This window comes from Rossellomorea sp. RS05 (assembly GCF_039822645.1).
GTDB classification, from domain to species: domain Bacteria; phylum Bacillota; class Bacilli; order Bacillales; family Bacillaceae_B; genus Rossellomorea; species Rossellomorea marisflavi_B.
The window spans coordinates 37893-64448 of record NZ_JBDKWY010000001.1 but is presented as its reverse complement, the minus strand read 5'-3'; the positions used below and the strand labels follow the sequence as shown (position 1 = coordinate 64448).

The window sequence follows — 26556 nt, the reverse complement described above, 5'->3', positions numbered from 1 at the left end:
GCCACCCGGAAAGGCGTTCTTTGCCTTTTTGGGTGGCTTGGCTTATGACCTCGAGCCTCAAGCCCCCGGAGCTGGACATAAAGAAAAGCGGAGACGGGTTGCTCTGACCCGACAAGCATAAGACGAGAACCCTGAAAGGCCCTCTTTGCCTTTTGGGGTTCTTAACTTATGACCTCGAGGGTCAACCCGCCGGAGCTAGGCAAGAAGAAAAGCGGATGGGGGCTCGTTCTGAGGCGACAAGCATAAGTCGAGCCATCCAGAAAGGCGTTCTTTGCCTTTTTGGGTGGCTTGGCTTATGACCTCGAGCCTCAAGCCCCGGAGCTAGACAAGAAGAAAAGCGGAGGGGGCTCGTTCTGACCCGACAAGCATAAGACGAAAAACCAAAATAAAAATGACGATCTCTACAGATCGTCATTTTTATTTCCTCCTAATATTATCAGGAGCTACATAGAAGTCGAGATACACTTCCTGAAGCTCTCCCATTGGCAATTCATACAGCTGTTTATCTTTATATTTATAAACTCCAATTCGTAAGAGCTGTTGAATGTAGAAGTCTTTTTTTGAATTTTTGATTGTACTTAGTTCATTTTCTTGGTGTAACATTTTCAACCCCTCCAATTGAGGTGTATACCCCAATTATGGAAGGTTTCAAACCAAGCAATATGGATTGGTGGAGTAAAATATCCCTTCATTTCTCCGAACTTATTAGAGGTTGATTTTCCACTGGGTGAAAAGATTCACCTTACCCCATTTCACAGGCTACCAGCCCGTATTGGATTCCCGGATCAAGATCCAGTATCATCCTGAACAGTCTTTCTACATCTTCCCCTTTTCTCCTGTGGGCGTAATGGCCTGACAGCACCTGGATCATTTCATAAGGATAGAGCAGGCACGTGTGGCTTCCCCAATCCGTTTGTCTTCCCACCAACTCTTTTTTGTAAATACCATCCAGGATCTTGTAGAAAAGATCGGATCCATCAGGAAGAAACGGACTGATCCTTTTCGGATAATTATGATTCCAATCACCGCCTTCATACTGAAAAGCAGGATCTTCCAGGTCTCCAATGAATACTTCGACTTCAGCCATACAATCGCCTCCTTGATTCATTTTATAAAGGAGGACATGGTTTTAGAACAAAAATCCAGGTCGGTCTGTGCATGATGATATGGAATAAGAGGCTGGGACAAGAGTGTTTTAGTTATAGTAAAACCCGAACTATCTTGCCTGAGATAGTTCGGGTTTTGATTTGTTTCATGACCATTACTATTTATTTGTTCCTAGCGGTTGATTGGAATGCAAGACGAAGACTCCTGCGGGAAAAGTAGCGGATGTGAGACCCCGCAGGCTTGCCGAGGAGGCTCACGGGCTACCTGCGGAAAGCGAAGTCTTGCACGGAAATCATGAGCGGTATAAAGAAGCCATACTGATATTGTTCGTCATGATCTTTTTTGTTTTGTCCCAATCTCTTATAGGTATTTTCTCTGTACGCTCCGACCATCATAGGTGAACTGCATATTCCTTCCTTCCACCCGGGTTTCCATATGGACCGGTCTTCCCCAAAGCTGATGAAGATAGGGAAGGACTTTCTCCAAATATTTAATATCGAGTTCCACGTCCTCAAACCAGTGCTTCAGGTACAGCTCGCCGCTCTTCATATAATCTCCGTCATCGACTGTGATGTATGGGAATCCACCGTTCACCCTCATCCCGACAAGCTGATCCCTTACATGGGTCCACTCTTTGTCTACGATCTTGTAGTCCTTACCCTGCTTTTGGAAGAGATACATATCCTCCCTTGTCACGAGGTCTTTCGTAAGGTAATTCCTCAGGAATGAGATGTCGGATTCGATCTCCCTCACCTCAAACATTTTTTCCCTTCCCGAGTTTTCCTTCACACCCCGCTTCTTCATCTCCTCTGTCGGATGATCATAGCGGTCCTCGATATCTTCAAAGATCTTTAAGCCGAGGTAATAAGGGTTGATCTGAGTCCGTGACGGCTGGACGACCCCTGCATTCAACTTGGCAAACTCGATGGATTCACCCGATGTGAGGTCCATTTCCCTGATGATGCGCTGATGCCAATAGGAAGCCCAGCCCTCATTCATGATTTTCGTTTCGAGCTGTGGCCAGAAGTAGAGCATCTCCTCCCTCATCATCGTCAAGATATCACGCTGCCAATCGGTAAGCTCACGGCTGTACTGTTCAATGAAGAGCAGGATATCCTTTTCGGGTTGAGGCGGGAATTTCTTTTTCACCTTTTTCGTCTGGATCTTTTTTGGCTTTTCATCCAGGGACCAAAGATCATCGTAGGGTGTGACAGGGGCCGATTCTTCCTCTACCCATTCCACATCATCCATCGTCCATGAAAGATTTGGCCGCATAAGGGAAGGATCGATATGTTCATCCACTGCAAGAACTGCATCAAGGAAGTTCTCGACCTCCTGCTTCCCGTGTTCGATTTCATACTGTCTCACGCGCTCCGCCGTCGCCGACATGCTCTCGACCATATCCCGCTTCGTGTTTCGGAACCTCACATTGTTCTTGAAGAAATCACAGTGTGCAAGCACATGAGCGACAATCAATTTATTCTGTATCAAAGCATTCGAATCGAGCAGGAAGGCATAGCATGGATCCGAATTGATGACTAACTCATAAATTTTGCTCAGCCCCAGATCATACTGAAGCTTCATTTTATGGAACTGCTTGCCGAAGCTCCAATGGGAGAAACGGGTCGGCATCCCGTAAGCACCGAATGTATAAATGATGTCGGCAGGACAAATTTCGTATCTCATTGGGTAAAAGTCCAATCCAAATCCAGAAGCAATCTCGGTAATTTCAGCGATTGCATACTGCAACTGTCGCTGTTCCTCTAAATTCATCGCCATCCCCCTTAATATCACTCTTATCTAACTGTATGATAAGGTCGGCCATTTGATGAAAGGAACTGGGAGCAATTGACCTCTGACAGACGAAAAAACCACGTGCCGACACGACACGTGGGTGAAGCTTATTCATCCTTCAAGAATACCGTCATCGGAATGATTGAAAGAGCAAGAAGGATGCCTGAGACAGTGAAGACCGCCGGTATCGACCATTTCTCCACGAGTAAACCTGCACCTGCGGAAGAAAGACCGAACAGCAAGGTCGTCAACGTTCCCTGGGCTGCATAGATTTTGCCCAATTCATCTGGTGGTGCACTCTCCTGAAGATACGTCTGGAGTATGATCGTTTTCAGCTGATCGAATAAACCGAACAACAGAGAAAGGACGAGGGCCAAAATGGCCAGTTCATTCCAGGCAAAGAAAAGGGTGATGACCGATGTCATAATGATGGTCAGTGGAAGAATCGATGCCCGCTTTCTGCTGAACAGCCCGTGATAGCGGAAGATGACGATGGATGCAAGAAGCAGACCGATAAAGAAGGCGCTGTTGATGAATCCCCACCATTCTTCCCCCTTACCAAGCTGGCGATCGACATACAGGTAGAGAACAGCCGCGATCCACACGGTGGCGGCGATGGACTCAAGGGCATACACACAAAACACTGATACAAGCCCTCTTTTCTCTTTCACCAGAACCCAGCCTTCACCGAGCTGCGCCCACCATGATTTTCGTTCTTCCAGGTTGGTCCTCAGGGCTGCAGGGAGCCGGAACATATAGACCGTACTGACAAGGAACAGAATGAACACGGTGACAAAGAGATAATCAACCCCGATAAGCGAGAGCAACACTCCCCCAAGGGCCCAACTAGAGAACTGGATGATCTGATCGACGGTGGATAAAAAACCGTTTGCCCCCATCAACTCTTCCCTTTTAACAAGATAGGGAACGAATGCATTCCGCGCCGGTAGGGCCCAACCATCAAGGAAGGCGATCCCTGCACCCAGCATAAGCAACGGCCAAACGGAAAGACTTTGGAGCGCGAACAGAACAATGAACAACAAAGCAGTCTTTGCAGCCTGCGACCAGGCAAGCAATGCCCTGAGTGTCGTTCTGTTCATGAGGAGCGGTGCCACCACTGAACTGACGAAACGTGAAAAGGTGATGATCAGTGGAACAGCAGTCATATAAACGGCCGAACCCGTCATGGTATAGACGGCCGAAATCAGTCCCACAATATATAAGACGTCGCCAAGATTGGCTAACGCCTGACCGAACCAGAGATGTCGAAATGCGATGGATTTCATCTTTTTTCCTCCCATTATTCAATTTTCAGGCTAGAAAAAAAGCTGAACTCACATCGGATTGCCAATCTCCCTTCTTTTCATTGATAACGACCATTATATCATACATTCTATTCTCAAAGCAGGATTATTTTTCCTGAATACCTATTAGGAGACGTAAAAAAAACCTCCCGAAATGGGAGGAATTTCATTCATGCACCGTGATGTTCAGCGTTTTCTCATTTGTAAGGTCATGTACGATGATGATCAATACCCTTTTGTCCCTGTTATTTTCCTGTACGGTGAACTCGAATGTATCGGACACCTTTTCATTCGTCAGCTGCTTCCTGCCCAAGTAAAGATAATCTTTGACGGACTGACCCGGGTAGTCTTCTTTGACGACGACAGTTGCGATCCTGCCGAACTTTTTATAATCCACTTCTGTTGCATGGGCTACGCTTGGAAGCAGAAGAGACAGAAGGCATAGGATGAGAAAGGGCTTCTTCATGTGTTTCACCTCTTGTTCCTTTTCCCTTTAGAATGAGGGTAGGAAGGGATCTTTATTCACCCAATATAAGGAGAACCAGAAGAATCCACAGTGCCAAGTTTTGCTGAGGAAGTTCCTTGCATCTCTCCATACACTAACAGTACCCCTTCAGAAGGAGGGAACCGGAGTGGATAAAGTGGACTACGACAGGGCGTTGTACTACACTCACCGATCGGAATGGGATAACCTCCTGATCTTGATGGTGAGGTCGAAGGATGATCTTCTCTCAAAGAGGATCGAACATTTCCTGCATGCCTATCACTTTTCGCACGACTATACGGTTGTCGAACGCAACCTGTATACGCTTTTACGCTATATCGAACATGCCAACATCACCTACAGTGAAGAGCAACCACTCGAAGTCGATGTTGTCAAAATGTAAATAAGGGAATTCCACCGGCCGGCCTGACACTACGGGCCGGTTTTTTCTTTAAGGCTTAATGAGCTTCTCACGGATGGATACATGAACCTCTGCATAAACCTTCAGTTCCTGCATCATGTCTTTTACCAATACTTCAGAATCTGGTAAAAGCGTATCCTTTTCACGGTCAAAACAGTGAGGATCCAGAACCAGTTGCTTCGGAATAACGTTGGCATACACGCCCCTGCTCACAGTTCGGAGATTCGTCAGACAGTTGATTCCCCCCTTCCCACCACCTGCACATGCGATGATGGCGACGGGCTTATGGGCGAATTGATCGCTACCCATGAAGTCCATGGCGTTCTTGAGGGCACCGCTCATTCCGCTGTGATATTCGGGAGAGCAAAGGATGACAGCATCCGCCTCCTGGACCTCCTGCTTCAACGACCGTATCGCTTCAAGCTCGGACTGCTCTCGATCACCGGTGTAAAGTGGGATGGTTCCGTCACTGAGGTCGATCATGCTACATCCGTATTGTTTTGCTATGTAACGGGCAACGATGCCTGTCCTTCCATGTTTCCGGGGTGTTCCGTTGATGACTGTGATATTCAAAATTCATTCATCCTTCCATGCAAGCTGATTTTTAACGGCGTAGAGGGCTGCCTGCGTCCTGTCGGTCACCTCAAGCTTAGAGAAGATATTGGAGATATGGGTCTTCACCGTCTTCTCTGTGATAAACAGGCTCGAGGCGATTTCTTTATTGCTCTTCCCTTTGGTCAGTTCCTTGAGCACCTCTGATTCCCTTCTTGTGAGCTCATGGATTTTATTGGGCGGTTCTTTTTTGGTGATTCTAGTCAAAAGATGGTTCGTTGCTTTCGGATGAAGGGAATTTTCTCCGGATAAGAGCTTTCTGATGCTTTTGACCAGCTCATCAGGCTCAATATCCTTGAGTTGATATCCTCCTGCCCCTGCTTCGATGGCGGGAACAACCTGGTCCTGATCAGAAAAGCTCGTGAGCATCATGATCTGTATTCCAGGGTGGACAGCCTTGATTCTTCTAGTTGCTTCGATTCCATCCATCTCCGGCATCATTAGATCCATGAGGATGATATCTGGATCAAGGGCTGATGCCATTTCAACAGCTTCCTTCCCGTTTTTCGCTTCTCCGATGATGTCCATATCCTTCTGCGTTTTCAAGAAGAAGGCAAGCCCTCTCCTGACAACGTGGTGATCATCAACAATCAATATCTTGATCAATCCCTTCTACCTCCTAACATGGTATCTTCACGGAGAGGACCGTACCCTTTCCGAGTTCTGAATCGATTGTGAGGCTGCCCCCGACCGCCTTGATCCGCTCCTTCATTCCCTGAAGGCCCACGGACGGCAGGGAATTGGATGGATCGTAATGGAAACCATAGCCACAATCCTCGATGTTCAGCTCCACAAGTTCTGGCAATCTCGTCAACCGGTATCGCACTGACTGGACACCTGCATGCTTCTTGCAATTATTCAGTGCTTCCTGGCTTACCCTCCAAAGCGCTTCTTCATATTTGGAGTCCAAACATGCCAGACCCTGAATCTCCGTATCTAACTTCAGCCCGAGCATATCCGCATAGCCCCTGACCGCTTGGACAAGTCCATTCTCAAGTCCGTGAGGCTTCAATTGCCAGATCAATGCCCTCATTTCTGACAGGGCTTCCTGCGCCATGCCCTGGATCGTCTGGAACGTATCCTTGACATCCTGATCATCCGTCATAGCCGAACCGCCCCTTGCCGTCAATGTGAGGGAAAAGAGGAGCTGATTCACGGAATCATGGAGGTCCCTTGCCAACCGGTTCCTTTCGCCGATCAGGGCAAGTTCCTGCTCTTTCTTTGTCAACGTGATCCTCTTGATCGCGGAACCGATTTGGAAAGCGACCGACTCCAATAGAGCTAGCTCCTCATGGGAGTAATGGGTCTTATGGGGTGCTGCCATATTCAATAAACCAAACGATTCCTGCCCGGACTGAAGGGGAACCGTTGCATGATAAAGGATATCGTTTGTCGCATTGGGATCTTCTTCGATTGCTTTTTCAATTCGCAGGCATTCAATGATATTCGTCGCCTTGGTAAGCTTCCCTTTGATGAACCGGTTGACGCACCAGCAACCGCCTTCTTTCATACGTTCACAGCCCCGCTCTGTCAAAGATGCGGGAAGGTTCTGTTGAGAGACCATCTCATGTTTCCCTTGATCATCAATGAAAAAGATCCATCCGCTCGTGAATACCGTCCCGTTGATCAACTTATTCAACGCCTCGCTCATCATGGACTCCATCTCAGTCTCGGTGTTCAACAATTCGGCAATTTCTTTTAAAAGCTCGATATTTGATCCTTCGTTCATCGTATTCGTCCTTTCTTCTCCTCTCTAGTATAACTCCTTTCAGCCCATGAGCATTCGCTGAAGGTCCCATGCCCGCTACGACTTTTGTCTGACTTTCCACAAAAAAAGAAGGAAGGCATCAAGCCTTCCCTGCTTTCGCTTGCATCTTCCCTTCAACGTTCACCATGAAGTCTTCCTGGATGACATGCAGCAATTCGTCGCTCTCCTGCTTTGTCTCACCGACCACGCTGAAATAAAACTTGATTTTCGGTTCGGTCCCCGATGGACGGAGACATACCCATGATCCATTATCCAAGAAATACTTCAACACATTTGAAGAAGGGAGATCGATGGTTTCTTTTTCACCTGTCAGGAGATTGGTCCTCTCACCGCTCGCATAATCTTCAGCAGTGACTACCTTTCTTCCTGCAATTTCCTTAAGGGGATCAGCACGGAAATCCTTGAGGATACCCTGGATCTGTTCGGCTCCCTCTTTCCCTTTAAGGGTCATGCTTTGCAGTCCCTCCTGGTAATACCCGTGACGCTCATACAGTTCATTCAGTACATCTTGGAGCGTTTGTCCCTGCGCCTTGTAGTAGGCCGCTGCTTCCGCTGCCATGAGGACGGCCTGGATGGCATCTTTATCGCGGGCAAAATCACCGATCAAATACCCGTAGCTTTCTTCATATCCGAAGAGGAAGGTATGTTCACCCGATTGTTCGTATGCTTTGATCTTTTCGCCGATGAACTTGAAACCCGTCAAGACATCCTCGACAGAAGCGCCGTAGTGCTCGGCTACCTTCCGCCCAAGTTCGGACGTTACGATCGTTTTGAATACCCTTCCGTTCGCAGGGAGCTGATTCTTCTCCTGCTTCCTTGCCAGTACATAGTCCATCAGGATCGCGCCAGTCTGATTACCCGTAAGGAGGATATATTCCCCGCCTCCACCTTTCACTGCGACTCCCAAGCGATCAGCATCGGGGTCGGTGGCGATCAGGATATCAGCATCGATCTCTTTCCCTAGACGGATGGCATATTCAAAGGCTTTCCTTTCTTCCGGATTAGGCGAAGCAACCGTCGTAAATTCCGGATCCGGAACAGCCTGCTCCTTTACGATATGGACATGCTGGTAGCCTAGGGCCTTAAGGCCGCGTTCTGCCATTTTCAGACCGGTTCCATGAAGGGGGGTGAAGACGATCTTGAGATCGACTTCCGTAGCGATCTGTGGTTTTTCCGAAATCGTAAGAAGATGCTCAAGGTAAGATTGATCAATTTCATCCCCGATCATCTTGATCAGACCTTTTTGCTTCAATTCTTCTTCAGGAAGCACCTTGATCACTAGCTCATCCTCTACTTCATTGACCCTTCTGATCACTTCATCTGCTTCAAGAGGCGGAAGCTGGGCTCCGTCTTCGCCATATACTTTGTAGCCATTATATTCAGGGGGATTATGACTCGCCGTGACGACGATTCCCGAGAAAGCATTCAGCGTCCTGAGGGCAAAAGATAACTCCGGTGTCGGAGCCAATTCATCGAACACATATGTCTGGATTCCGTGAGTCGCCAAGGTCTTGGCAGACTCCATGGCGAATTCAGGCGACTTATGCCGTGAATCATAGGCGATCACCACACCGCGCCCCTTGGCTTCCTCTCCTTGATCTTCTATGTAACGGGCAAGTCCTTCAGACGCTTTCCTGACAGTGTAGACATTCATCCGGTTCGTTCCCGGGCCTATTTCCCCTCGCATGCCCCCTGTACCGAACTCAAGGTCTTTATAGAACGCATCTTCGAGGGCCTTCTCATCATCATTAATCGAAAGAAGGGCATTCCCCATCTCTTCATCCAGTCCAGAGAATCCACTCCACTTTTCCCATGCTGCTTTCCAACTCATCTGAATCCCCTCCTAATAGGCTTTGTGTTTGTATTATTCTAGCCCTTCACCCGTAAATCCTCCTTAAATGGAGGAGCAGGGTTTGCTTTTCTATAGTAGCATACTTTCGGCCCGGTTCAGTGGGATATTTTTCAAAAAGTCTATGAGCTGATGCCTTTTTTATTATGATAAGATCCTACACGATGGAAGAGGGTGGAGCAAAACTAAAAAAGGCACCATTAAAGCCGAACACGATCAGTATAGGATCTTACTACCGCTCATGATCTCCGTGCAAGACTTCGCTTTCCGCGGGTAGCCCGTGAGCCTCCTCGGCACGCCTGCGGGGTCTCACATCAGCTACTCTTCCCGCTGGAGTCTTCGTCTTGCACTCCGATCAACCGCTGGAAACGATGAAATTTGAATGTTCATTAAACGAATTTAAAACCCGATTCATTTGCTTTATCGTAGGCAAAGGATTCGGGTTTTACTATGACTAAAACATGTTTGTCTCAGCCTCGATCATTCATTTTTTATAAGAGATACCGTACACATCATGACGGCGGTCTTTCAGCTGACGGACCGTTCCTGATTGCCGCTGGCGGCGAAGGACTTCGAGGTCCACATCCCCAATCATGACCATCTCGATGTTCGGGTTGGTTTCACCTACGATCCCGTCACGTGCAAATTCGAAATCGGATGGAGCGAAGATGCCGGACTGGGCGTATTGGATATCCATGTTTTCCGTTTGTGGAAGATTGCCGACCGTACCGGAAATGACGGTATAGATCTGGTTCTCAACCGCACGTGCCTGTGAACAGTAGCGCACCCTGAGGTATCCTTGACGGTCTTCGGTACAGAACGGGGTGAAGATGATCTTGGCCCCTTTATCCGTCGCGATCCTGGCAAGCTCGGGGAATTCAATATCGTAACAGATCTGGATGGCGATCTTGCCACAGTCCGTATCGAATACACGCACCGTGTCACCAGCACTGATTCCCCACCATTTGCGCTCATTCGGTGTGATATGGATCTTGTATTGCTTTTCAATTGTTCCATCGCGTCTGAAAAGGTAAGCGATATTGTATATTTCATCATTCTCTTCTTTCACGAAGTGGGATCCTCCGATGATGTTCACATTATAGCGTACCGCAAGATCCGTGAAGAGTTCAATATACTCCTCAGTAAAATCTGTAAGCTTCCGGACGGCAAGACTCGGGGACTTGATGTTCAGGAATGACATCAACTCCGTAGTGAAGATTTCAGGGAAGACGACAAAATCAGACTTTGCATCGCTTGCTACATCGGTAAAGTATTCAACCTGGTTGGCAAACTCTTCAAAGGATGAAATCTTCCTCATCATGTATTGGACCACACAGATCCTGACCGGATGGCTCGTCTTGAAGTGTCGCTTACTCAACGGACGATAGTCTACGTTGTTCCATTCCATGAGGGTGGCATACTTCTGCGAACGCTTGTCATCCGGAAGATAATTAGGGTTGATCCGCATGAGGGTGAACCCGTTCAGAAGCTGGAAGGAAAGCACCGGGTCGTAGATTTTATGGAGGCTGACCGCATCTACGTAATCCCTCGGGGACATTTCATCCGAGTGCTTATAGAAGTTCGGGATGCGCCCCCCGATGATGATACTCTTCAGATTCAACTGACGTGCAAGCTCCTTCCTTGCCTCGTACAAACGGTGACCGACCTTCATCCGTCGATATTCAGGATGAACCATGACCTCGATTCCATAAAGGTTATAACCTTCCGGGTTATGGTTTGTGATGTACCCGTTGTCCGTCACGTCGTCCCATGTATGACGGTCGTCGTACTCATCGAAGTTGATGATGAGACTTGAGCAGGAACCGATGATTTCTCCATCGAGTACCGCAACAAGCTGCCCTTCCTGGAAGATATCCAGATGGCTTTCTAGATGTTCCACTTTCCACGGATCCATGCCTGGGAAGCAGACCTCCTGCATCTTGATGATATGTTCAATGTCTCCGTACTCCATGGGACGGATAATCATTTTCTTCTCAAATTGGGATAAATCGAGCTTTTCTGCCATTCATGATCGACTCCTTCTTCATCTTTCCTATATACCACATATCCTGCTCGTTTTAAACGAACTTCATGTTTATTCTATCAAATACCATGATTGAAGGAGAAGAAAAATACCTTACTGCATATGCATAATGCGATCATTCATGTAATTGACATGATTTTTTTATCATCCCACACAAAAATTTCGCATTTTACATTTATAATAAACCCATACTATAATTTGATAGAATACTTGAAGAAAGGAGAAAGGGATGAATAAAAAAGCGGATTCTCTATTCTTCACCGCATGGGCCACTTCCCTGATTGCCATGCTAGGCAGTTTGTACTTCTCTGAAATCATGAAGTACGAGCCGTGTGAGCTTTGCTGGTATCAACGGATCCTCATGTATCCCATGGTGATCATACTCGGGATTGCCTATGTACGGAAAGACTTCAAAATGGCATTATATTCCATGATTTTATCCGGCATCGGTACACTGGTTTCCCTTTATCACTATTCAATTCAAAAAGTAAGCTTCCTGTCCGATAGTGCCCCGGCCTGCGGCAGGGTACCGTGCACGGGTGAATACATCAACTGGATGGGATTCGTCACGATTCCATTCCTTGCATTAACTGGATTCATCATCATTTTCATCATGAGCCTGCTGGTTCTGAAAACACTGAAGGAGGATCACTAATTGAAGAAAGTCATCATTTTTCTTGCCGTCATCGTTCTACTCTTCGGAGGGATCGCTATCATTACAAGCATGCAAAACAGTCAGAAAGCCGAAGGAAATATGTTCAAGAAAGATAAACTAAAACCTGCGACAGTGGATCTCCTCGACGACCCGAACTATCAAAACGTCATCCTGCCCGATGATTTGAAAGAAAAACTCGATAACAAAGAAGATGTGACCGTGTACTTCTATGCTTCCGATTGCGTGCATTGCAAACGCACCACTCCAACCCTTGCTCCATTGGCCAAGGATATGGATGTCGACATGGTTCAATATAATCTATTGGAATTCCAGCAAGGTTGGAATGATTACAATATCGAAGCAACTCCGACCCTTGTCCAGTTCAAGAACGGAAAAGAAGAAGCAAGGCTCGTCGGGGAACAGTCGAAGGAAGATTTCGAAGCATTCTTTAATGAATATGCAAAAGAATAAAAAAAGAGGAGCTGGCCCTTCACGGGTCAGCTCCTTTCAATGAGGAGGAATTTCTGATCGAGAATATGAGGAATTCTCAAGATTACTGGTAGTAGATGTATACCCCTCATTGATGATGCTAAACCTATTTAATTGATTATTCAGATAAAATCAAATTAAAAGTTGATTAGCCGGCTTTGCATACAGGCTGATATGATTATCACAGTCATGACCTTCCGAGAATTGATCAAACGAGAAAGGAAAGGATATACCAAATCCCCGAAGGATCCCGGCATTATGAGCGAACATTTCCCTGTATACCTTTTCTTCGCTACCTGTTTCAATGATAGCAATCAGTGTTTGAAGACTTGAGATGATCTGAAACGCTTCTTTCAGCGTCCCTACATATTCCACTTCATGCACATGGGTATGTAAAACCTTCAAGTCATCCATTTGTCTAATTTCATCGTCTGTGAAATAATCAGGAAACACGGTACAATACATATACTCGATTAGCTCCTGAATCTTCTCTTCTTGTTCGGGAGTCGACGCGATTAAGATTTTCACCTGTAGCCCACCTTTTTTGTCATGATTGTAATCTTTATGTAATGGATTATATTAAGGATAACATAGTTCTATGAGTGCTCAGGTGGTAATTATACCCACGGCAACATCGTTAAATACAAAGATATAGGCTGAATTACATGATTCAAACCATGAATTTTGTCGTCTAAAGGAGCTTTTTGATGAAAACAAGACGTATAGGTGATCAATTTGAACTAACCATTCCTGAAAACTGGAAAAATGTAACGATTGAAATAATTTTGAAAGAAAAATGGAATTCCCCTAAAAAGTGGATCCACTCCATGCGAATGAGCAAGGAAGTAAAAATCAATGGTGAGGTTGCCGGATGGGATGAGCCCCTTAAAGGAGGAGATCGCCTGCAGCTTCCTCTATTTAAAGACTTGGAATTGAATGTGAATCCGACATACGGGGAGCTTGACGTTCTATATGAGGATGAACATGTAATTGTCGTCAATAAGCCCGCCGGCATCGATACCCATCCGAATGGTCCTGATGACACTGACACCCTGGCGAATCTGGTGGCCTTCCATATCCAGGCTTCAGGCAAATCAGCGAATGTGCTTCATGTCCATCGTCTCGACAAAGATACGTCCGGTGCCGTGCTATTTGCGAAGGATCCATTAAGCAAGGCCATCCTGGACCGCCTCCTTTCAGAGAGAAAAGTCAAAAGGACTTATCATGCAGTAGCCCAGGGCTCACTTAAAAAAAACAAAGGATCCATCACCGATCCCATCGGAAGGGATCGTCACCATCCAACGAGGAGAAGGGTGTCCGCCAGCGGGCAGGAGGCTATCACTCACTTTAAAGTCGTCTCCAAACAAAAAGACAAGACATTCCTGACTCTCCAGCTAAAAACTGGAAGGACCCATCAGATCAGGGTCCATATGAGTTCACTCGGACATCCTCTGGCGGGCGATCTCCTCTATGAAGGTACCCCCGTTTACAAGAGACAGGCCCTTCACGCCTCCTCCATCGTCTTCCCCCACCCACTGACCGGGGAAACGATTTCATGCCGTGCATCGTGTTCGGACATTGCCGAGCTGAACTGGGAGGATTGAGTCAGCAGACGGGCTCATAAGGATAAAAAGGAATAACAGGAACGAGAGGCTAAGACAAAATTGATTTAGTCATAGCAAAACCCGAATGGATTTGTCTACGATAAGACATATCCATTCGGGTTTTATTTGTTTCATGATCATTGCGATTGTTTCTATCGGTTGATTGGAGTGCACGAAGAAGAATCCTGCTTGAAGCGGAATCTTGCATGGTAATCATGAGCGGTATTTAGAACCTACTACTAGCATGCTCTTCATTAGGCTTTTATCTCAATCTACTATTAAAAATCAAAATGATCAGGGTCCGGTCCGAACCGTTCATTCTGATTGAGACTGTTGATCTGGTTCATTTCATCCAATGACAGTTCAAAGTCAAACAGATTTGCATTCTCTTCGATTCGCTCGGCATGTACCGATTTTGGAATGATGATCACATCATTTTGAAGATGCCATCTTAGAACAATCTGAGCCGCTGACTTACCATGCTTCTTGGCGATGTGATTCAGCGTCGGTTCGTGAAGCACACGCCCCTGTGCAATCGGTGACCACGCCTCGACGGCAATGGAATGGGACGAACAGAACTCCCTCAATGGTTCCTGACTCAAGCGCGGATGTGTTTCGATCTGATTGAGGACCGGTTTTTCATTGCTTCCGGCTAACAGATCTTCAAGATGATGCTGATGGAAGTTGCTTACCCCGATCGACTTGATCAATCCTTCCCCATGAAGACGCTCAAGTGCTTTCCACGTATCTTTGTATTTCCCTTCCACCGGCCAGTGGATCAGGTAAAGGTCGAGGTAGTCCATCTGGAGCTTCTTCAGGCTCCCATCGAATGCACTTAGTGTCGAGTCATAGCCTTGATCGGCATTCCATACCTTCGATGTGATAAAAAGATCTTCCCGATTGACACCGGAATCCCTTACTCCCTGCCCGACTTCTTCTTCATTTCCGTAAACAGCAGCCGTATCGACGGAACGGTAGCCGGTTTCAATCGCCGTCCGCACGGCGTTGACTGTTTCTTCCGGGTTTTTCATTTGATAGACTCCAAGACCTACAAACGGAATTTCTAAGCCATTATGTAACGTCTTCGTACTTGCAAGGTTTTTAATCATGAGTGATCCCTCCTGATTCCATTGTACAAAATCTCTATTTCGGAAAGCGAATATTTCGACTTGTCAGTCATCCTATGAAATTCTCGGATGATGTACTCAGAAAGGACAGTTGGTGAAGCGGACGGGTCATGCCCACATACTGCAGCTTGATATCCAGTTCATTGGAAGGGTCATAGCTTTCTTCAATGGCGACAAGCATTACGGCATCGAATTCCAGTCCCTTTGAGAGATAGGAAGGAACGACAACGACCCGGTCTTTCGGGATTGATTCCTGTTCTTCCAAAAGCTTCACCACCAAGTCCGTCCGCTCCTCCAAGATAGAAGCGACCGCTTGGCAGTCCTTCATACTCTTACAGATCACAGCAAACGTTTGAAATCCCTGTGCTTTTCCGGAAGCGACAAGTCTTCCCACTTCATCGCCAATTTCTTCCTTTGATCCTGCAACCTTTCTTACTGGAGCTTCTCCGTGGCGAACGACGGGATTCACCTTTGGGAATTCGTACGGGAGAAGTGTGAGCAGCCTATTGGCTTCTTCCATGATTTCCACCGTAGTCCGATAGCTTTTCTGAAGTTCTGTGTACGTTGCCCGGGGAAAGATTTCCCGGTAGACCGGCTCCCAGGATTGAAGCCCCCTATACGAATGGATCCCCTGTGCGAGGTCCCCTACAAGGGTGAACATATCGGTTCCAAGGGCTTTTTTCAGCGCATAGAGCTGCAGATAGCTATAATCCTGGGCTTCATCGATGACGATATTTTTCGCTTTCACATATTTATCAATGCCATACAGTTGGGTTTGCAGGAACAAAAGGATGGCCAGATCTTCTGACTCGTAATATTTCTTATTGGCCAGCTTTAACGAATAGGCACATAATCGTTCGGCTCTCTCATGGGAAAGCTCACCGCCTGAATAGGATACCAAGCGCCCGGGATCTGAAAATAATTCCTTGAAATAGTGATCCAGCTGCTTTCGCTCGAATTGCTTCATATAGCCTGTGACGCTTGTTCTGATGGCTTTTTTCAGTTCTTCAAGACGTTCAAGCTTCGTATCGAGGGCTTTTGTGACATAAGCCTTCCGATTCTCGCTCCTTCTGGATAAAGCCGCTTCAATGCGGGCGTCGAAGAAGTCCTCCACTTTTGTGATCATCTCGGCCTTGTTCGACCTGACAACATTCTGAAGAAGGGACTTGAGTTTCGTAATCCGTCGATAGATCGGCAGATACGTATACTCCTCTTTGAATAGATGGGTGAAACGCTTCGCCGTGAACAGCTTGTATTTATCCACATAGAAATCCTTGGGCGTATAGAATCTCTCTTCGATTTCCTCCACGTACTGTTCAAGGATCTTCCTGAACGTCCTCGAGCCCTTGAATCCTGAGATCCACGCAAGGTCCTCCTTGCCGGGAGAATCCGATTCGATGAACCGTATGAGTTTATTATCCGGTGCGAGTTTCAACTCCCGCTCAAGACACGTCTGTACATAGTCGGTGAACGTCGTCTGCCGTACATTCTCAACCCCTAGATCAGGAAGGGCCTCTGAAATGTAATCGATGAACAGATTGCTTGGTGCAAGGATCATAAGCTGGGATGGATCGAAGAATTGTTTATAGTTGTAGATGAAGTATGAAATCCGGTGGAGGGCGATCGTCGTCTTGCCGCTTCCAGCCGCCCCCTGCACGATGATGGGTTTATTGAGATCGGCACGGATGATCCGGTTCTGTTCCTCCTGAATGGTGGAAATGATTTCAGTGAGCCGGTTGCTTGAGCTTTTGGCAAGAGAGTCCTGAAGCAGTTCATCCGTTGTCGTCAGGTCGATGTCGCGGACTTCTTCGAGCTTGCCTTCCTCAATCATGTACTGTCGCTTCAGTGAAAGATCGCCACTGTATGTTTCTCCTTCTGCTTCATAGGAAACGTCACCGATCCTGCCCTCATAGTAGAGGTTTGCAATCGGGGATCTCCAGTCCACAATGATCTGTTCCTGATTATCCCTTTGGTACAGCGAGGTTTTACCGATATAGTGCTTTTCCAACTCAAGGGCACGATCATGGCGGAAATCAATCCGGGCAAAATAAGGTTTGCTTCTGGCCTTCTCAAGGGAATCGAGCTCCTCCTTGGACATTTCAAAAAAGCTTGCATTCGTGAGTAGGTCGATGTAAGCAGCACTGGATTCACCCCAGTCAATGTCACCGAAGGCTTTTTCCATATTCTCTTTATACTGTTCTTTGCTTGTTTGTGAGGTCTCGATGACTACGTCAATGTACCTTCTAGTGAAGTCGAGTCGTTCTTGTTCGATTGTAAAATCGGGATGAAGTGGTTTTTCCTTTGTCATGGCGATCTCCTTCCAAATTATGATCCGCAATGGAGAAATGGTGCTGCAGAGGTAACGACTCTCTGCATACCGACACTGGAAATATATGTAGGGCGTTGGGAGCAGAAGTATATATTATCAGAACATTCATTCCGGCACAATACCTATTTTCACTCCAAGCCTGAGACTGACCTATTTTATGGAAGAAAGGGATGCACTGTGATACGCTGGAATCAACGCATATTGCGGAGGAGGGAAAACAGATGTATCAACATATCATGTGGGATTTTGACGGCACCTTATTCGATACATATCCGGTCATGGCCGATTCATTCAGAGTCACTTTAGAGAAAAACGGGATCAGCGAGCCGCTTGAAGAGATCATGGGTCTCATGCGCATCTCCATGTCTACGGCCATCCAGCATTATCAGGGGCTATACAGGTTTGATGAAGCCTTCCTGAATGACTATCATGCGGAACGCAAATCAAGGGAGCGTGATGCGAAACCATTCGAAGGGATCGCCGATCTATGCGGGCTGATCGAGAAAACCGGAAGACATAACTACCTTTATACTCATCGCGGGGAATCGGCTATCGCCATGCTTGAGACATTCGGTTTGGCTGAATTCTTTACAGATTTCATCACCGAAGAACATGGATTTGACCGAAAGCCAAGTCCTGATGCCATCCTTCACCTTTTATCCAAGCATGACATCGCTCCTGAAAAAGCAATCATGATCGGCGACCGTGACCTTGATATCATGGCAGGAAAGAACGCCGGGATCGATGCCTGTCTGTTTACTGACAAGCCGTCATCCGACAGTCAAGCGGATTACGTCATTCGTGAGATTCAAGAGCTTCGCCCCATCCTGAACATACGGGGCTGATAGACAAAAAAACGCCTGATGGCGTTTTTTTAGTCTGCTGTCGGAAACGTGATCCTGAATTCTGTACCTTGTCCAACCGAACTTGTGACACTGATCTTCCCATTCATGGCTTCAATGATCCGATAGGAAATGAGGAGACCGAGTCCGGTGCCTGACTCTTTTGTGGAGAAGTAGGGCTCACCCAGTCTCCGCTTCTGAGATTTTGTCATGCCCACCCCTGTATCAGAGATGCTAATGCATACATGTCCCCTCTCCCTCACCGTCCTGATTGTCAAGGTTCCCCCCTTCGGCATGGCCTCCACGGCATTTTTCATGAGATTAAGGAAAGCCTGCTGAAAGGTCCGTGCATTCCCCTTAATCACCGCTTCTTCTATCCCTGCCTCGATCTTAATCGAATGCTGGTGGCTCATGGGTCCGATAATTTCCATCAGCTTCTGCAGATGGGCACCGACGGGGATCTCTTCGATGACTTCGGGGTAAGGTTTGGCAAAGGTAAGGTAATCATTGATAATATCTTCCGCACGGTTCAGTTCGGATGAAGCAATGCTTAAATATTCCAGCTTCTTCTCAGATGACAGATGCTCCTGATGCAGAAGGCGGAGGAACCCCTTGATGACGGTCAAGGGATTTTTCACCTCATGTGAAATGCTGGCGGCAAGCTGAGAAAGGACTTCCATCTTTTCAATCTTCATGAGGGTATGCTTCACCTGTACCTGCTTGACCAGGATCTCACAAATGTATGTAAAAAAGAGCATCCCGACTGAAGGCAACAGGATAAAGTTCAAGATGTATGACCCGTCCACCCTGAATTCCGTCATCACCGTGGCAATGGAAGCTGCAGCGATGGAATGGATCGTGAACAGGCATACAGAAAAAAAGATCCGTTTCCGGCTTTTCATTGCATCAAAACGGAAAAGCTTCAACGCTGCAACGGTCAGGATATAAATCACTCCATAGATGACAAACGATGTCCAGCTCCACTGGTAAATGAATGTTCTCCCTGCCAGGATGGAGAGAAAAAGGGCAAGGCCCATGTATGGCCCGGCATACATGATCCCGAGTACGAATGGGATCATCCTGAGGTCATGTATGCAGTAAGGTTTCATATAGATCGGTGACAGCATGCAAAGGATCATCGCACCGCTCAATGATAGGAACGTGATCATCTTCGTACAGATTCCCCGGATGAATCGCTTTTCTACAAGAAAAAAGACAAGGAAGATGCTAAGAAGGATATAGAAAAAATTATTGACCACGTCTTGATTGAAGATAATCATATGAATATCTTGTTCCCTTTCAAATGGTATCGTATATGAGAATTTTACCACAACCACATCATCATGGTTACTCTATTATGGAATCATATGACCCTATCAAAAAAATGGACCCCTTATGATTGGTGAAGCTCCCTACCAAGGTATGAGGCAAGTTCGAGCATCCCGAACACCCCTTCCTTCTCTTCTGCATCACGGTTATAGTTCGTATTGGTGTTCACATCATACGTATATAAATTTCCATCTCCATCACGAATGAATTCAATACCGGCGATGGCAATTTCATTCTCTTTTAAGAAAGTCTTATATGCGTCAATGATGTCTTCATCAAAGTCCTTGATAATTTCAAACTTTGGCCTCTCCCCAACCGGGCATGCAAGATCCTCGATGCGGCACGCATCGGCCGGGCATAACTCGAAGCCTTCGGACGTATCGACCCTCACTGCATAGATGAATTCTCCCCCAATGAATTCGCAGCGTGTGATGCTGGAGTCCGGGGACTTGATATATTCCTGAATGAGCGTGATCCCGTCCAGTGGCTCATCGAACTCTTCACTGTTCACATAGCTGTCCAATGCTTCTATGGAGTGGAATAACTGAACTCCAAGGCCCTTTCCTGCCCTGTTATGCTTCGTAATGAATGAAGGAGCACCCAGACGGTGGGCGGCATCCACGATGGCCTCTTTTCCTACCGCCGCAATGGTAGCCGGCACAGCAATCCCTGCTTTCTTCAAAGCGGTGTACTGATTGACCTTGCTGACTTCAAGGCGGATGGCCCTGGTTCCATTCAACACCTTCCGTCCGTGAAGCTCGAGCCACGCAAGCACACTTTCCGTCAGCTCCGGTGCATAGCGGTGATCACGCGTGTGGGAAGAAGCGCTGATCCGATTGTAGAAGATCCCTTCAGGTGGGGCTGTAGTCAAATCAACCATTCCCTTATCTAAGAACCACTCTTCATAGTCCAATCCAAGCTCGTCCATCCTCTTAATCAAATGATCTGTCCATTCGCTGTTTTCATGAATGATATGTATCTTTCCCATTTCCTTCACCTCAATTTTTCGATTAGCTTCAATGTAACACAGAAAATCCTACCGATAAAGTAGGATTTAACGTTCCATGCTTGATTCATGCGATTTTCTCATCCACACTTTCATTCCAAACCGTGTAACAGGAAATCGGGTTGCTTCCCTTCCTGCCTTCGGAGCTTGCGTCCGGGTCCTTTCCGTTGAAAGCATGGTCATCACAAGCCCTACACCCACAGCTACCACCACGAGCTCCATAAGCAGTTTAACCACCCGTATCATGTTCATCCCCCTCTTGCGTCCTATCTATAACATATGGCATCAGATAGGTTATGGTCACATTCCTTTTAAACCGTGTCACGTTCAAAGAGAGTCGTTTGTAAAACGGACCGATGCCTTCCTTCCTCCAGAAACATCCGGAACGCCTCTCTCCCGAGGGATCGGGAAGGAACTTCAATCGAGGTAATCCCCATTAGCTCGCTGATTGGATGATTATCAAATGAAAGGAGAGCGAGATCTTGAGGGATGCTCACGCCCCTTCTCCCTGCCTCACTGAGAAGACCGGCCGCCACTTGATCGCTCGTGACCACGAGGGTCTCCGGACGCTCCTTGAGATTCATCCATTCCCCCATGGCCCTGCAGCCATCCTCCATGTGATAGCAACCCGTAAAGATCCATTCATTCCTTATCTCGATTCCCCGATACTCCCGGAAGGCACGCATCCTGTCTTCGCTATTCTTACCACTTAAACGGTGGATGCATAGACCGATCTTTCGGTAGCCTTTTTCCTGAAGATAGGACAGGGCCCTGCCCATCGCCTGATAGTGATCGATATATACACTTCGGAGGGAATCCGATTCGAGATTTTCACAAAGGACAATCGGACGATCTCCCCCCATGAAGTCCTTTAATTCTTCAAGGCCATTCGTCCTTGATGCAACGATCAAACCGTCGACTTCCTTCATCCGCAGTGCCTCAAACGCATCAATTTCGGCAGGCGAATCATAATTCGTCTGATAGATGCGCAGATGATAGCCGGCTTTGAGGGCTTCTTCAGCAATACCCTGAAGGATATCACCATAATATGGAAGATTCAGATACGGAAGGACGACGCCGACGCTGTTCGTCTTCCCCCTTGAAAGATGGACCGCATTGGCGTTTTGTGTATAGTTGAGTGCTTTGATGGTTTCAAGGACGATTTGGCGTTTGTCTTCCCTTACATACGGATGCCCATTCAGCACGCGTGATACGGTAGATACAGATACGCCGGCAGTCTCGGCCACTTTGCGAATATTGGTCAAAGGTTTTCACCCTTTCATGAAAATAAACACTTGCTCTGAAACGCGTTTCATCACATACATTGAATTCATCGCCACTCAAAAGGAGCTGATTGCATGCTTGGAATCCTGTATTTGCCACTCTTATGCGTTATCATCATTTGCTGCTCATACTTCGCGCTAGATAAGGAGGAACGTAAGAACATTGGGCCGACACCTTCTTGAAAATCCTTGTAGCAGTCCTTATCTTGACTAGCTGAGCGTTTGTTCGATATAGTAGCAGTATTGCTTTCTATCATACTATAGATGATTTACATCAAGGAGGATAAACATGGACTCATTCTTTCAGATTATTGAAGAGCGACGCTCAGTTAAAGTATATGACCCGACAGTAGAAATTCCTCGTGAAGAACTTCTTCACCTAGTAGAAACAACAGGAAAGGCTCCATCTGCATGGAATCTGCAGCACTGGAATTTCCTTGTCTTCGACTCCAAAGAGGTCCAAAAGAGACTTCTTCCGATTGCATTCAACCAGCAACAGGTTCTTGATGCTTCTGCCGTCATTGCTGTCCTTGGTGACTTGGAAGCCAACCGCAATGTAGATCCAGTATTCGATCCGTCTGTTGCCAAAGGTGAAATGACACAAGAAATCAAAGACGTTTTAAAAGGGCAGATTGACGGTGCCTATACTCGTCCCGGGTACGCACGTGATGCCGCGTTCAGTAATGCATCCCTTGCTGCGATGCAGCTAATGCTGACGGCAAAGGCAAAAGGCTGGGATACATGTCCGATTGGTGGATTCGATCCTGCAGCCCTTGCAAAAGAATTCAATGTATCACAACGATACATTCCAATCATGCTGATCACTGTCGGCAAGCCTCTCCAAGAAGCGAGAAAATCTGATCGTCTCGAGCCTATGAATTTGATTCAGTGGGCTGAGTGATCATGTAGGCGCAAACCGTACCATAAAAAATCCGAACGATCGCGATTCCTCCATGGAAATCGACTGATCGTTCGGATTTTTTCTTTCTTTCGCCATTGCTTCTATTGGAAAATCACGTTCTTTTCAATTTCCTTCATGTGATAGAAATACCCTTTAAGGTCCATCAGCTCCTGATAGTTGCCGATTTCAACAATCTTCCCTTCCTCCATCACTACAATTTGATCCATTTCTTCAAGCCCGGTCAATCGATGACTGATGAGAAGAAGCGTACTATTCTCCGACTCTTTCCGGATAACGTCCATCAGTTCGGCTTCAAGCATGGGATCGATGGAAGAAGTCGGCTCGTCCAGGATCCAAAGTGGACCGCCTTTCAAGATCGCCCGGGCAATGGCCATCCTCTGCTTCTCTCCTCCTGACAGGTTCCCGCCCTTTTCAGTCACGGTGTCCTCCAACCTGAATGGAAGCTTCACTTTTGAGAGGACCCTTTGCAACTCTTCATCACCGAACTCACCGGCAATCAGCAAATTATCTCTGATTGATCCATGAAAGAAGTGGTTTTCCTGAAGGATGACGGCAGCTTTTTGCCACAGGCTTTCCCGCTTGAAGGCATCAATGGGACGGGAATCCATTAGAATCTGTCCCTCATCCGGTGAATAAAAAGTTAGAAGCAGATTGAATAACGTCGATTTTCCGGAACCCGATGCACCGATGACAGCCGTCTTCGACCCTTCCGGTATATAAAGATCGACGTCAGAGATCGAGGACCTCCCCCCTCCCTCAAAGGTGAACCCCACCTTTTCCAGCGTAAAGGAGGGCGCATGATCGGGAGCCTCTTCACTCCTTCGGCCCTTAAGCTCCCCACCTTGAATTTCACCAAGGCGTTTGGATGCCTTCCTTGAATCTTCTAAATGGTAAGGAAGGGTCGCCATCGGTATTGCTTCATCAAAGACAGTCAGTGAAATCATGACGAGCATGGCAAGGAGGACACCATCTAGGGTCCCTTCCCCGACGGCATACACACCGAGAACCAATACCAGCCATGTGATCAGCAGTGAGACGAGCAGGTTGATGGTATGGCTGAATAAGGAGTGACGGCTTTCCAGATCCTGCTCTTTCACATACGCAGAGGAAGAACCGCCGAGTGTCTCTTCTTGATGGGATAATTGCTGATGAATCTTCAGTTCCCTGAAGCCATACAGGAATTCTGTAGTACCGGACGATAGCTCACTGCGACGCTCTCTCACACGTGATTCAATTTTCCTTTGTTTCAGGCTGACGAGGGAGGGAATCAAGAAACCGGTGAGCAGCATCCCCACAATCAGCAATACTCCAGTCGCCAAAGAATAGAAGAGAGTAAAAAGTATGGTGGCGATAAAAACAACCATCATAACCAGAGGCGGATAGAAGACCCTCAAGAAGAAGTTTTGAAGGCTCTCTACATCTCCCACAATCCGAGCCAGGAGATCACCGCTTTTGTATCGCTGAAAAATCGTCGGCGCAATGGTTTCCAACCGGTCAAAGATCGATGCCCTCAAGTTGGCAAGGATCGTGAACGTCGCCCGGTGGGAATAATAGCGCTCTGCATACCTTGTCACTGCCTTCAGGATGCCGAACAGCTTCATTAAAGCAATCATGATGGTCAGAACATAAAGGGGCACTTCAAGTGCCGCTTGGGAAATCATATATCCACTCAAAGCGAAAACCCCGACGGATGTAAGACCGGCCACCGCACCGAAGACAGCAGAAAGAACAACATCTTTTTTCTCTTTTACAGTCAATCGAATGATCTCAGTCAACTCTCTCATATGATGTTCACTCCTTTTTGTACCGCAATCATGCGCTCGTATGCAGGCAGATCCTTGAGCAGTTCCTCGTGAGTACCTTCTCCGATGAGTGCTCCCTCTTTCAATACAAGGATCTGATCGGAATGGCGGATGGTGTGCAATCTATGGGCAACCGTGACGATGGTGGAAGACCGGGATAGCTCCTGGATCGACTGTTGAAGAATCGACTCTGTCTTCAGGTCGAGTCCGGTGGTCGGTTCATCAAGCAAGACAATGGATGGCTTCCGTAAAAAGGCCCTTGAAAGGGCGATCCGTTGCTTCTCTCCACCCGACAGTCCCCTGCCCCCTTCACCGATCACGGTCTGGAATCCTTCCTTCAGACTGGAGATCAGATCCGTCAGCCCGGCTTTTTCAGCTGCCTCCTCCAGTTCCTTTGCTGTATGATGGGACCCGGCTGCCATGTTCTCTTCAATCGTCCCGGCAAAAATATATGGGTTCTGCGAGATATATGCAATGAGCCCGAACCACGAACGTTCTGTAAACTGTCTTCTAGATTGGCCATTCACCATCACTTCTCCCTCGGCTGGATCGATCAATCCTGAAAGGATATGCAGGAGGGTCGTTTTTCCGGATCCACTTTCACCGATGATGGCCACCTTGCTGAACGGTTCAATATGGACAGACATGGGCTTAAGACGAAAAGCACCTTGTGAATAGGCGTGACCGACCCCTTTCAGATCGATTGAGGGCGGTCCATCCTCCGCATGAACGAGACTATCTCCCCAGAAGATCTCCCCGTCATCCCGTTCAAGCTCATCCTTCACCGCTTTAACGGAACCTGAACTACCCCTTCCTGTATGGAAGGCACTCCCCAACTGCTTCATGGAAAGATAGAATTCAGGTGCCAGGATAAGGACAAAGAAGGCAGTGTAAAATGAGATGCTGTCGAATACGATCAGACGCAGACCGACTTCGAGGGCGATCAGGCCGATGCTCAGCATGGAGATGAACTCGAGCATCAAGGAGGATAGGAAGGCAGTCTTCAGCACCTCCATTGTGGACTCGCGGAAGTTCAGCGAGCTCTCCATGATCTCTGAACTCTTCGTCTTTCCTTTCCCGAATAGCTTCAATGTCGTCAACCCTTGAAGGACATCAAGAAAAGTACCGGAGAATGATTCAAGCTTCTCCATCTGGTCTTCTGACTTTTCCTTCGTTTTAACCCCGATGAGTGCCATGAAGATCGGAATGAAGGGAGCCGTAATTAGAATGATCAGTCCTGTAAACCAGTGTTCCTTGAATAGGACCACCAAAATCATCAGTGGGACGAGCGTTGTTTCAATTCGTTGAGGCACATACTTGCTATAGTAGCCATCAAGCCCGTCCACCGCTTCCATCAGGACGGATACCTTCCTTCCCGCCTGACTGCCGACAGAAGCAGTAAGGGGCTGATGAGCCCATTTGTTCAAGAGTTTTTTCCTGACCTCCCCTTTCACAGATGATGCAAGCCGGATTCCTGTTCTGCCGTTCAGCCAGCTGAAAATCGCCCTGGATGCGAAAGCCAAAAGCAGTGCTGTCAATAGAGGCCATACTTCTGTCAAGGAGGCTCCCTTCAGAAAAACCCTGTCAACGATCCCCGCAATCAAGTACGCCTGAGCGACAATGGCGAGACCCAAAAGAATGGAAGAACTATATAAAGTCATCATGAATGACCTGCTGGCTTTTACAATTGAATGTAATGCTTTCATAGATGATTTCACTCCCGTTCCGAAAGTTAGTGAAATACTTCACAAATTATTCTATCTCTATTATACCATCACTTACCCT

The 26556-nt window shown here is 47.2% G+C and carries 25 protein-coding genes; 6 read left to right on the top strand and 19 right to left on the bottom strand.

Annotated features, from left to right (window positions below):
• Positions 1-417: 417 nt before the first annotated feature.
• The 5 genes from ABJ225_RS00395 to ABJ225_RS00375 form a co-directional block, all read right to left on the bottom strand.
• Positions 418-603 carry a Fur-regulated basic protein FbpA gene (locus ABJ225_RS00395; RefSeq protein ID WP_347317891.1) on the bottom strand — a complete coding sequence of 62 codons (186 nt, stop codon included), beginning with the start codon at positions 601-603 and terminating at the stop codon, positions 418-420.
• A 139-nt stretch (positions 604-742) separates the two neighbouring features.
• A complete protein-coding gene (locus ABJ225_RS00390; protein ID WP_053427657.1) occupies positions 743-1087 on the bottom strand; it encodes a hypothetical protein in 345 nt (114 codons plus the stop codon).
• A 380-nt stretch (positions 1088-1467) separates the two neighbouring features.
• Positions 1468-2880 (bottom strand): SpoVR family protein, encoded by a 1413-nt coding sequence (locus ABJ225_RS00385; RefSeq protein ID WP_056538151.1) that lies wholly within the window; start codon positions 2878-2880, stop codon positions 1468-1470.
• A gap of 128 nt (positions 2881-3008) precedes the next feature.
• Positions 3009-4187 (bottom strand): MFS transporter, encoded by a 1179-nt coding sequence (locus ABJ225_RS00380; RefSeq protein ID WP_347317889.1) that lies wholly within the window; start codon positions 4185-4187, stop codon positions 3009-3011.
• Positions 4188-4371: 184 nt separating this feature from the next.
• The gene (locus ABJ225_RS00375) at positions 4372-4671 is read right to left on the bottom strand and encodes a DUF3889 domain-containing protein (RefSeq protein ID WP_056538160.1); all 300 of its coding nucleotides are present in this window, start codon (positions 4669-4671) and stop codon (positions 4372-4374) included.
• A gap of 166 nt (positions 4672-4837) precedes the next feature.
• Between ABJ225_RS00375 and ABJ225_RS00370 the strand changes: the two genes are divergently transcribed.
• Positions 4838-5092, top strand: a complete 255-nt coding sequence (locus ABJ225_RS00370) for a YhdB family protein (protein WP_056538670.1) — start codon at positions 4838-4840, stop codon at positions 5090-5092.
• Between the two features lie 48 nt (positions 5093-5140).
• Here the strand turns inward: ABJ225_RS00370 and ABJ225_RS00365 are convergent, their stop codons facing one another.
• From ABJ225_RS00365 to ABJ225_RS00345, 5 genes are all read right to left on the bottom strand, one after another.
• On the bottom strand, positions 5141-5683 hold the full coding sequence (locus ABJ225_RS00365) for an NADPH-dependent FMN reductase (RefSeq protein WP_347317886.1): 543 nt from the start codon (positions 5681-5683) through the stop codon (positions 5141-5143).
• A gap of 3 nt (positions 5684-5686) precedes the next feature.
• Positions 5687-6328: a response regulator gene (locus ABJ225_RS00360; RefSeq protein ID WP_056538166.1), complete on the bottom strand. Its 642-nt coding sequence runs from the start codon at positions 6326-6328 to the stop codon at positions 5687-5689.
• A 13-nt stretch (positions 6329-6341) separates the two neighbouring features.
• The gene (locus ABJ225_RS00355; RefSeq protein WP_347317884.1) at positions 6342-7451 is read right to left on the bottom strand and encodes a GAF domain-containing sensor histidine kinase; all 1110 of its coding nucleotides are present in this window, start codon (positions 7449-7451) and stop codon (positions 6342-6344) included.
• A gap of 118 nt (positions 7452-7569) precedes the next feature.
• Entirely contained in the window at positions 7570-9321 is a 1752-nt protein-coding gene (locus ABJ225_RS00350; protein ID WP_347317882.1) for a phospho-sugar mutase, read from the bottom strand.
• Positions 9322-9823: 502 nt separating this feature from the next.
• On the bottom strand, positions 9824-11365 hold the full coding sequence (locus ABJ225_RS00345) for a bifunctional GNAT family N-acetyltransferase/carbon-nitrogen hydrolase family protein (RefSeq protein ID WP_056538175.1): 1542 nt from the start codon (positions 11363-11365) through the stop codon (positions 9824-9826).
• A 247-nt stretch (positions 11366-11612) separates the two neighbouring features.
• On the opposite strand from ABJ225_RS00345, the gene ABJ225_RS00340 reads away from it, so the two are divergent.
• Both ABJ225_RS00340 and ABJ225_RS00335 read left to right on the top strand, forming a co-directional pair.
• Entirely contained in the window at positions 11613-12038 is a 426-nt protein-coding gene (locus ABJ225_RS00340; RefSeq protein WP_056538178.1) for a disulfide formation protein C, read from the top strand.
• Complete coding sequence (locus tag ABJ225_RS00335; protein WP_056538181.1) at positions 12039-12509, top strand: thioredoxin family protein; 471 nt, start codon at positions 12039-12041, stop codon at positions 12507-12509.
• A gap of 150 nt (positions 12510-12659) precedes the next feature.
• Here the strand turns inward: ABJ225_RS00335 and ABJ225_RS00330 are convergent, their stop codons facing one another.
• Positions 12660-13055: a YhcU family protein gene (locus ABJ225_RS00330; protein WP_056538186.1), complete on the bottom strand. Its 396-nt coding sequence runs from the start codon at positions 13053-13055 to the stop codon at positions 12660-12662.
• A gap of 179 nt (positions 13056-13234) precedes the next feature.
• Between ABJ225_RS00330 and ABJ225_RS00325 the strand changes: the two genes are divergently transcribed.
• A complete protein-coding gene (locus ABJ225_RS00325; protein WP_347317879.1) occupies positions 13235-14131 on the top strand; it encodes an RluA family pseudouridine synthase in 897 nt (298 codons plus the stop codon).
• A gap of 278 nt (positions 14132-14409) precedes the next feature.
• Here the strand turns inward: ABJ225_RS00325 and ABJ225_RS00320 are convergent, their stop codons facing one another.
• Both ABJ225_RS00320 and helD read right to left on the bottom strand, forming a co-directional pair.
• The gene (locus tag ABJ225_RS00320) at positions 14410-15240 is read right to left on the bottom strand and encodes an aldo/keto reductase (protein ID WP_347317877.1); all 831 of its coding nucleotides are present in this window, start codon (positions 15238-15240) and stop codon (positions 14410-14412) included.
• Between the two features lie 67 nt (positions 15241-15307).
• Entirely contained in the window at positions 15308-17566 is a 2259-nt protein-coding gene (gene helD, locus ABJ225_RS00315; RefSeq protein ID WP_347317875.1) for an RNA polymerase recycling motor HelD, read from the bottom strand.
• 242 nt (positions 17567-17808) lie between these two features.
• Here helD and ABJ225_RS00310 point away from each other — a divergent pair, with 242 nt between their 5' ends.
• Positions 17809-18432 carry an HAD-IA family hydrolase gene (locus ABJ225_RS00310; RefSeq protein ID WP_347317873.1) on the top strand — a complete coding sequence of 208 codons (624 nt, stop codon included), beginning with the start codon at positions 17809-17811 and terminating at the stop codon, positions 18430-18432.
• A 29-nt stretch (positions 18433-18461) separates the two neighbouring features.
• Here ABJ225_RS00310 and ABJ225_RS00305 read toward each other — a convergent pair whose 3' ends face one another.
• From ABJ225_RS00305 to ABJ225_RS00290, 4 genes are all read right to left on the bottom strand, one after another.
• A complete protein-coding gene (locus tag ABJ225_RS00305) occupies positions 18462-19709 on the bottom strand; it encodes an ATP-binding protein (protein ID WP_347317871.1) in 1248 nt (415 codons plus the stop codon).
• Between the two features lie 113 nt (positions 19710-19822).
• Complete coding sequence (locus ABJ225_RS00300) at positions 19823-20746, bottom strand: ATP-grasp domain-containing protein (RefSeq protein ID WP_347317869.1); 924 nt, start codon at positions 20744-20746, stop codon at positions 19823-19825.
• Positions 20747-20812: 66 nt separating this feature from the next.
• Positions 20813-21010 (bottom strand): hypothetical protein, encoded by a 198-nt coding sequence (locus tag ABJ225_RS00295; RefSeq protein WP_347317867.1) that lies wholly within the window; start codon positions 21008-21010, stop codon positions 20813-20815.
• Positions 21011-21075: 65 nt separating this feature from the next.
• Entirely contained in the window at positions 21076-22029 is a 954-nt protein-coding gene (locus tag ABJ225_RS00290) for a LacI family DNA-binding transcriptional regulator (RefSeq protein ID WP_347317865.1), read from the bottom strand.
• A 307-nt stretch (positions 22030-22336) separates the two neighbouring features.
• On the opposite strand from ABJ225_RS00290, the gene ABJ225_RS00285 reads away from it, so the two are divergent.
• Entirely contained in the window at positions 22337-22948 is a 612-nt protein-coding gene (locus ABJ225_RS00285; protein WP_079515724.1) for a nitroreductase family protein, read from the top strand.
• Between the two features lie 101 nt (positions 22949-23049).
• Here ABJ225_RS00285 and cydC read toward each other — a convergent pair whose 3' ends face one another.
• Both cydC and cydD read right to left on the bottom strand, forming a co-directional pair.
• Positions 23050-24753 (bottom strand): thiol reductant ABC exporter subunit CydC, encoded by a 1704-nt coding sequence (gene cydC / locus ABJ225_RS00280; RefSeq protein WP_347317863.1) that lies wholly within the window; start codon positions 24751-24753, stop codon positions 23050-23052.
• Entirely contained in the window at positions 24750-26435 is a 1686-nt protein-coding gene (gene cydD, locus ABJ225_RS00275) for a thiol reductant ABC exporter subunit CydD (RefSeq protein ID WP_347317861.1), read from the bottom strand. The genes cydC and cydD overlap by 4 nt, the downstream gene beginning before the upstream one ends.
• Positions 26436-26556: the final 121 nt, after the last annotated feature.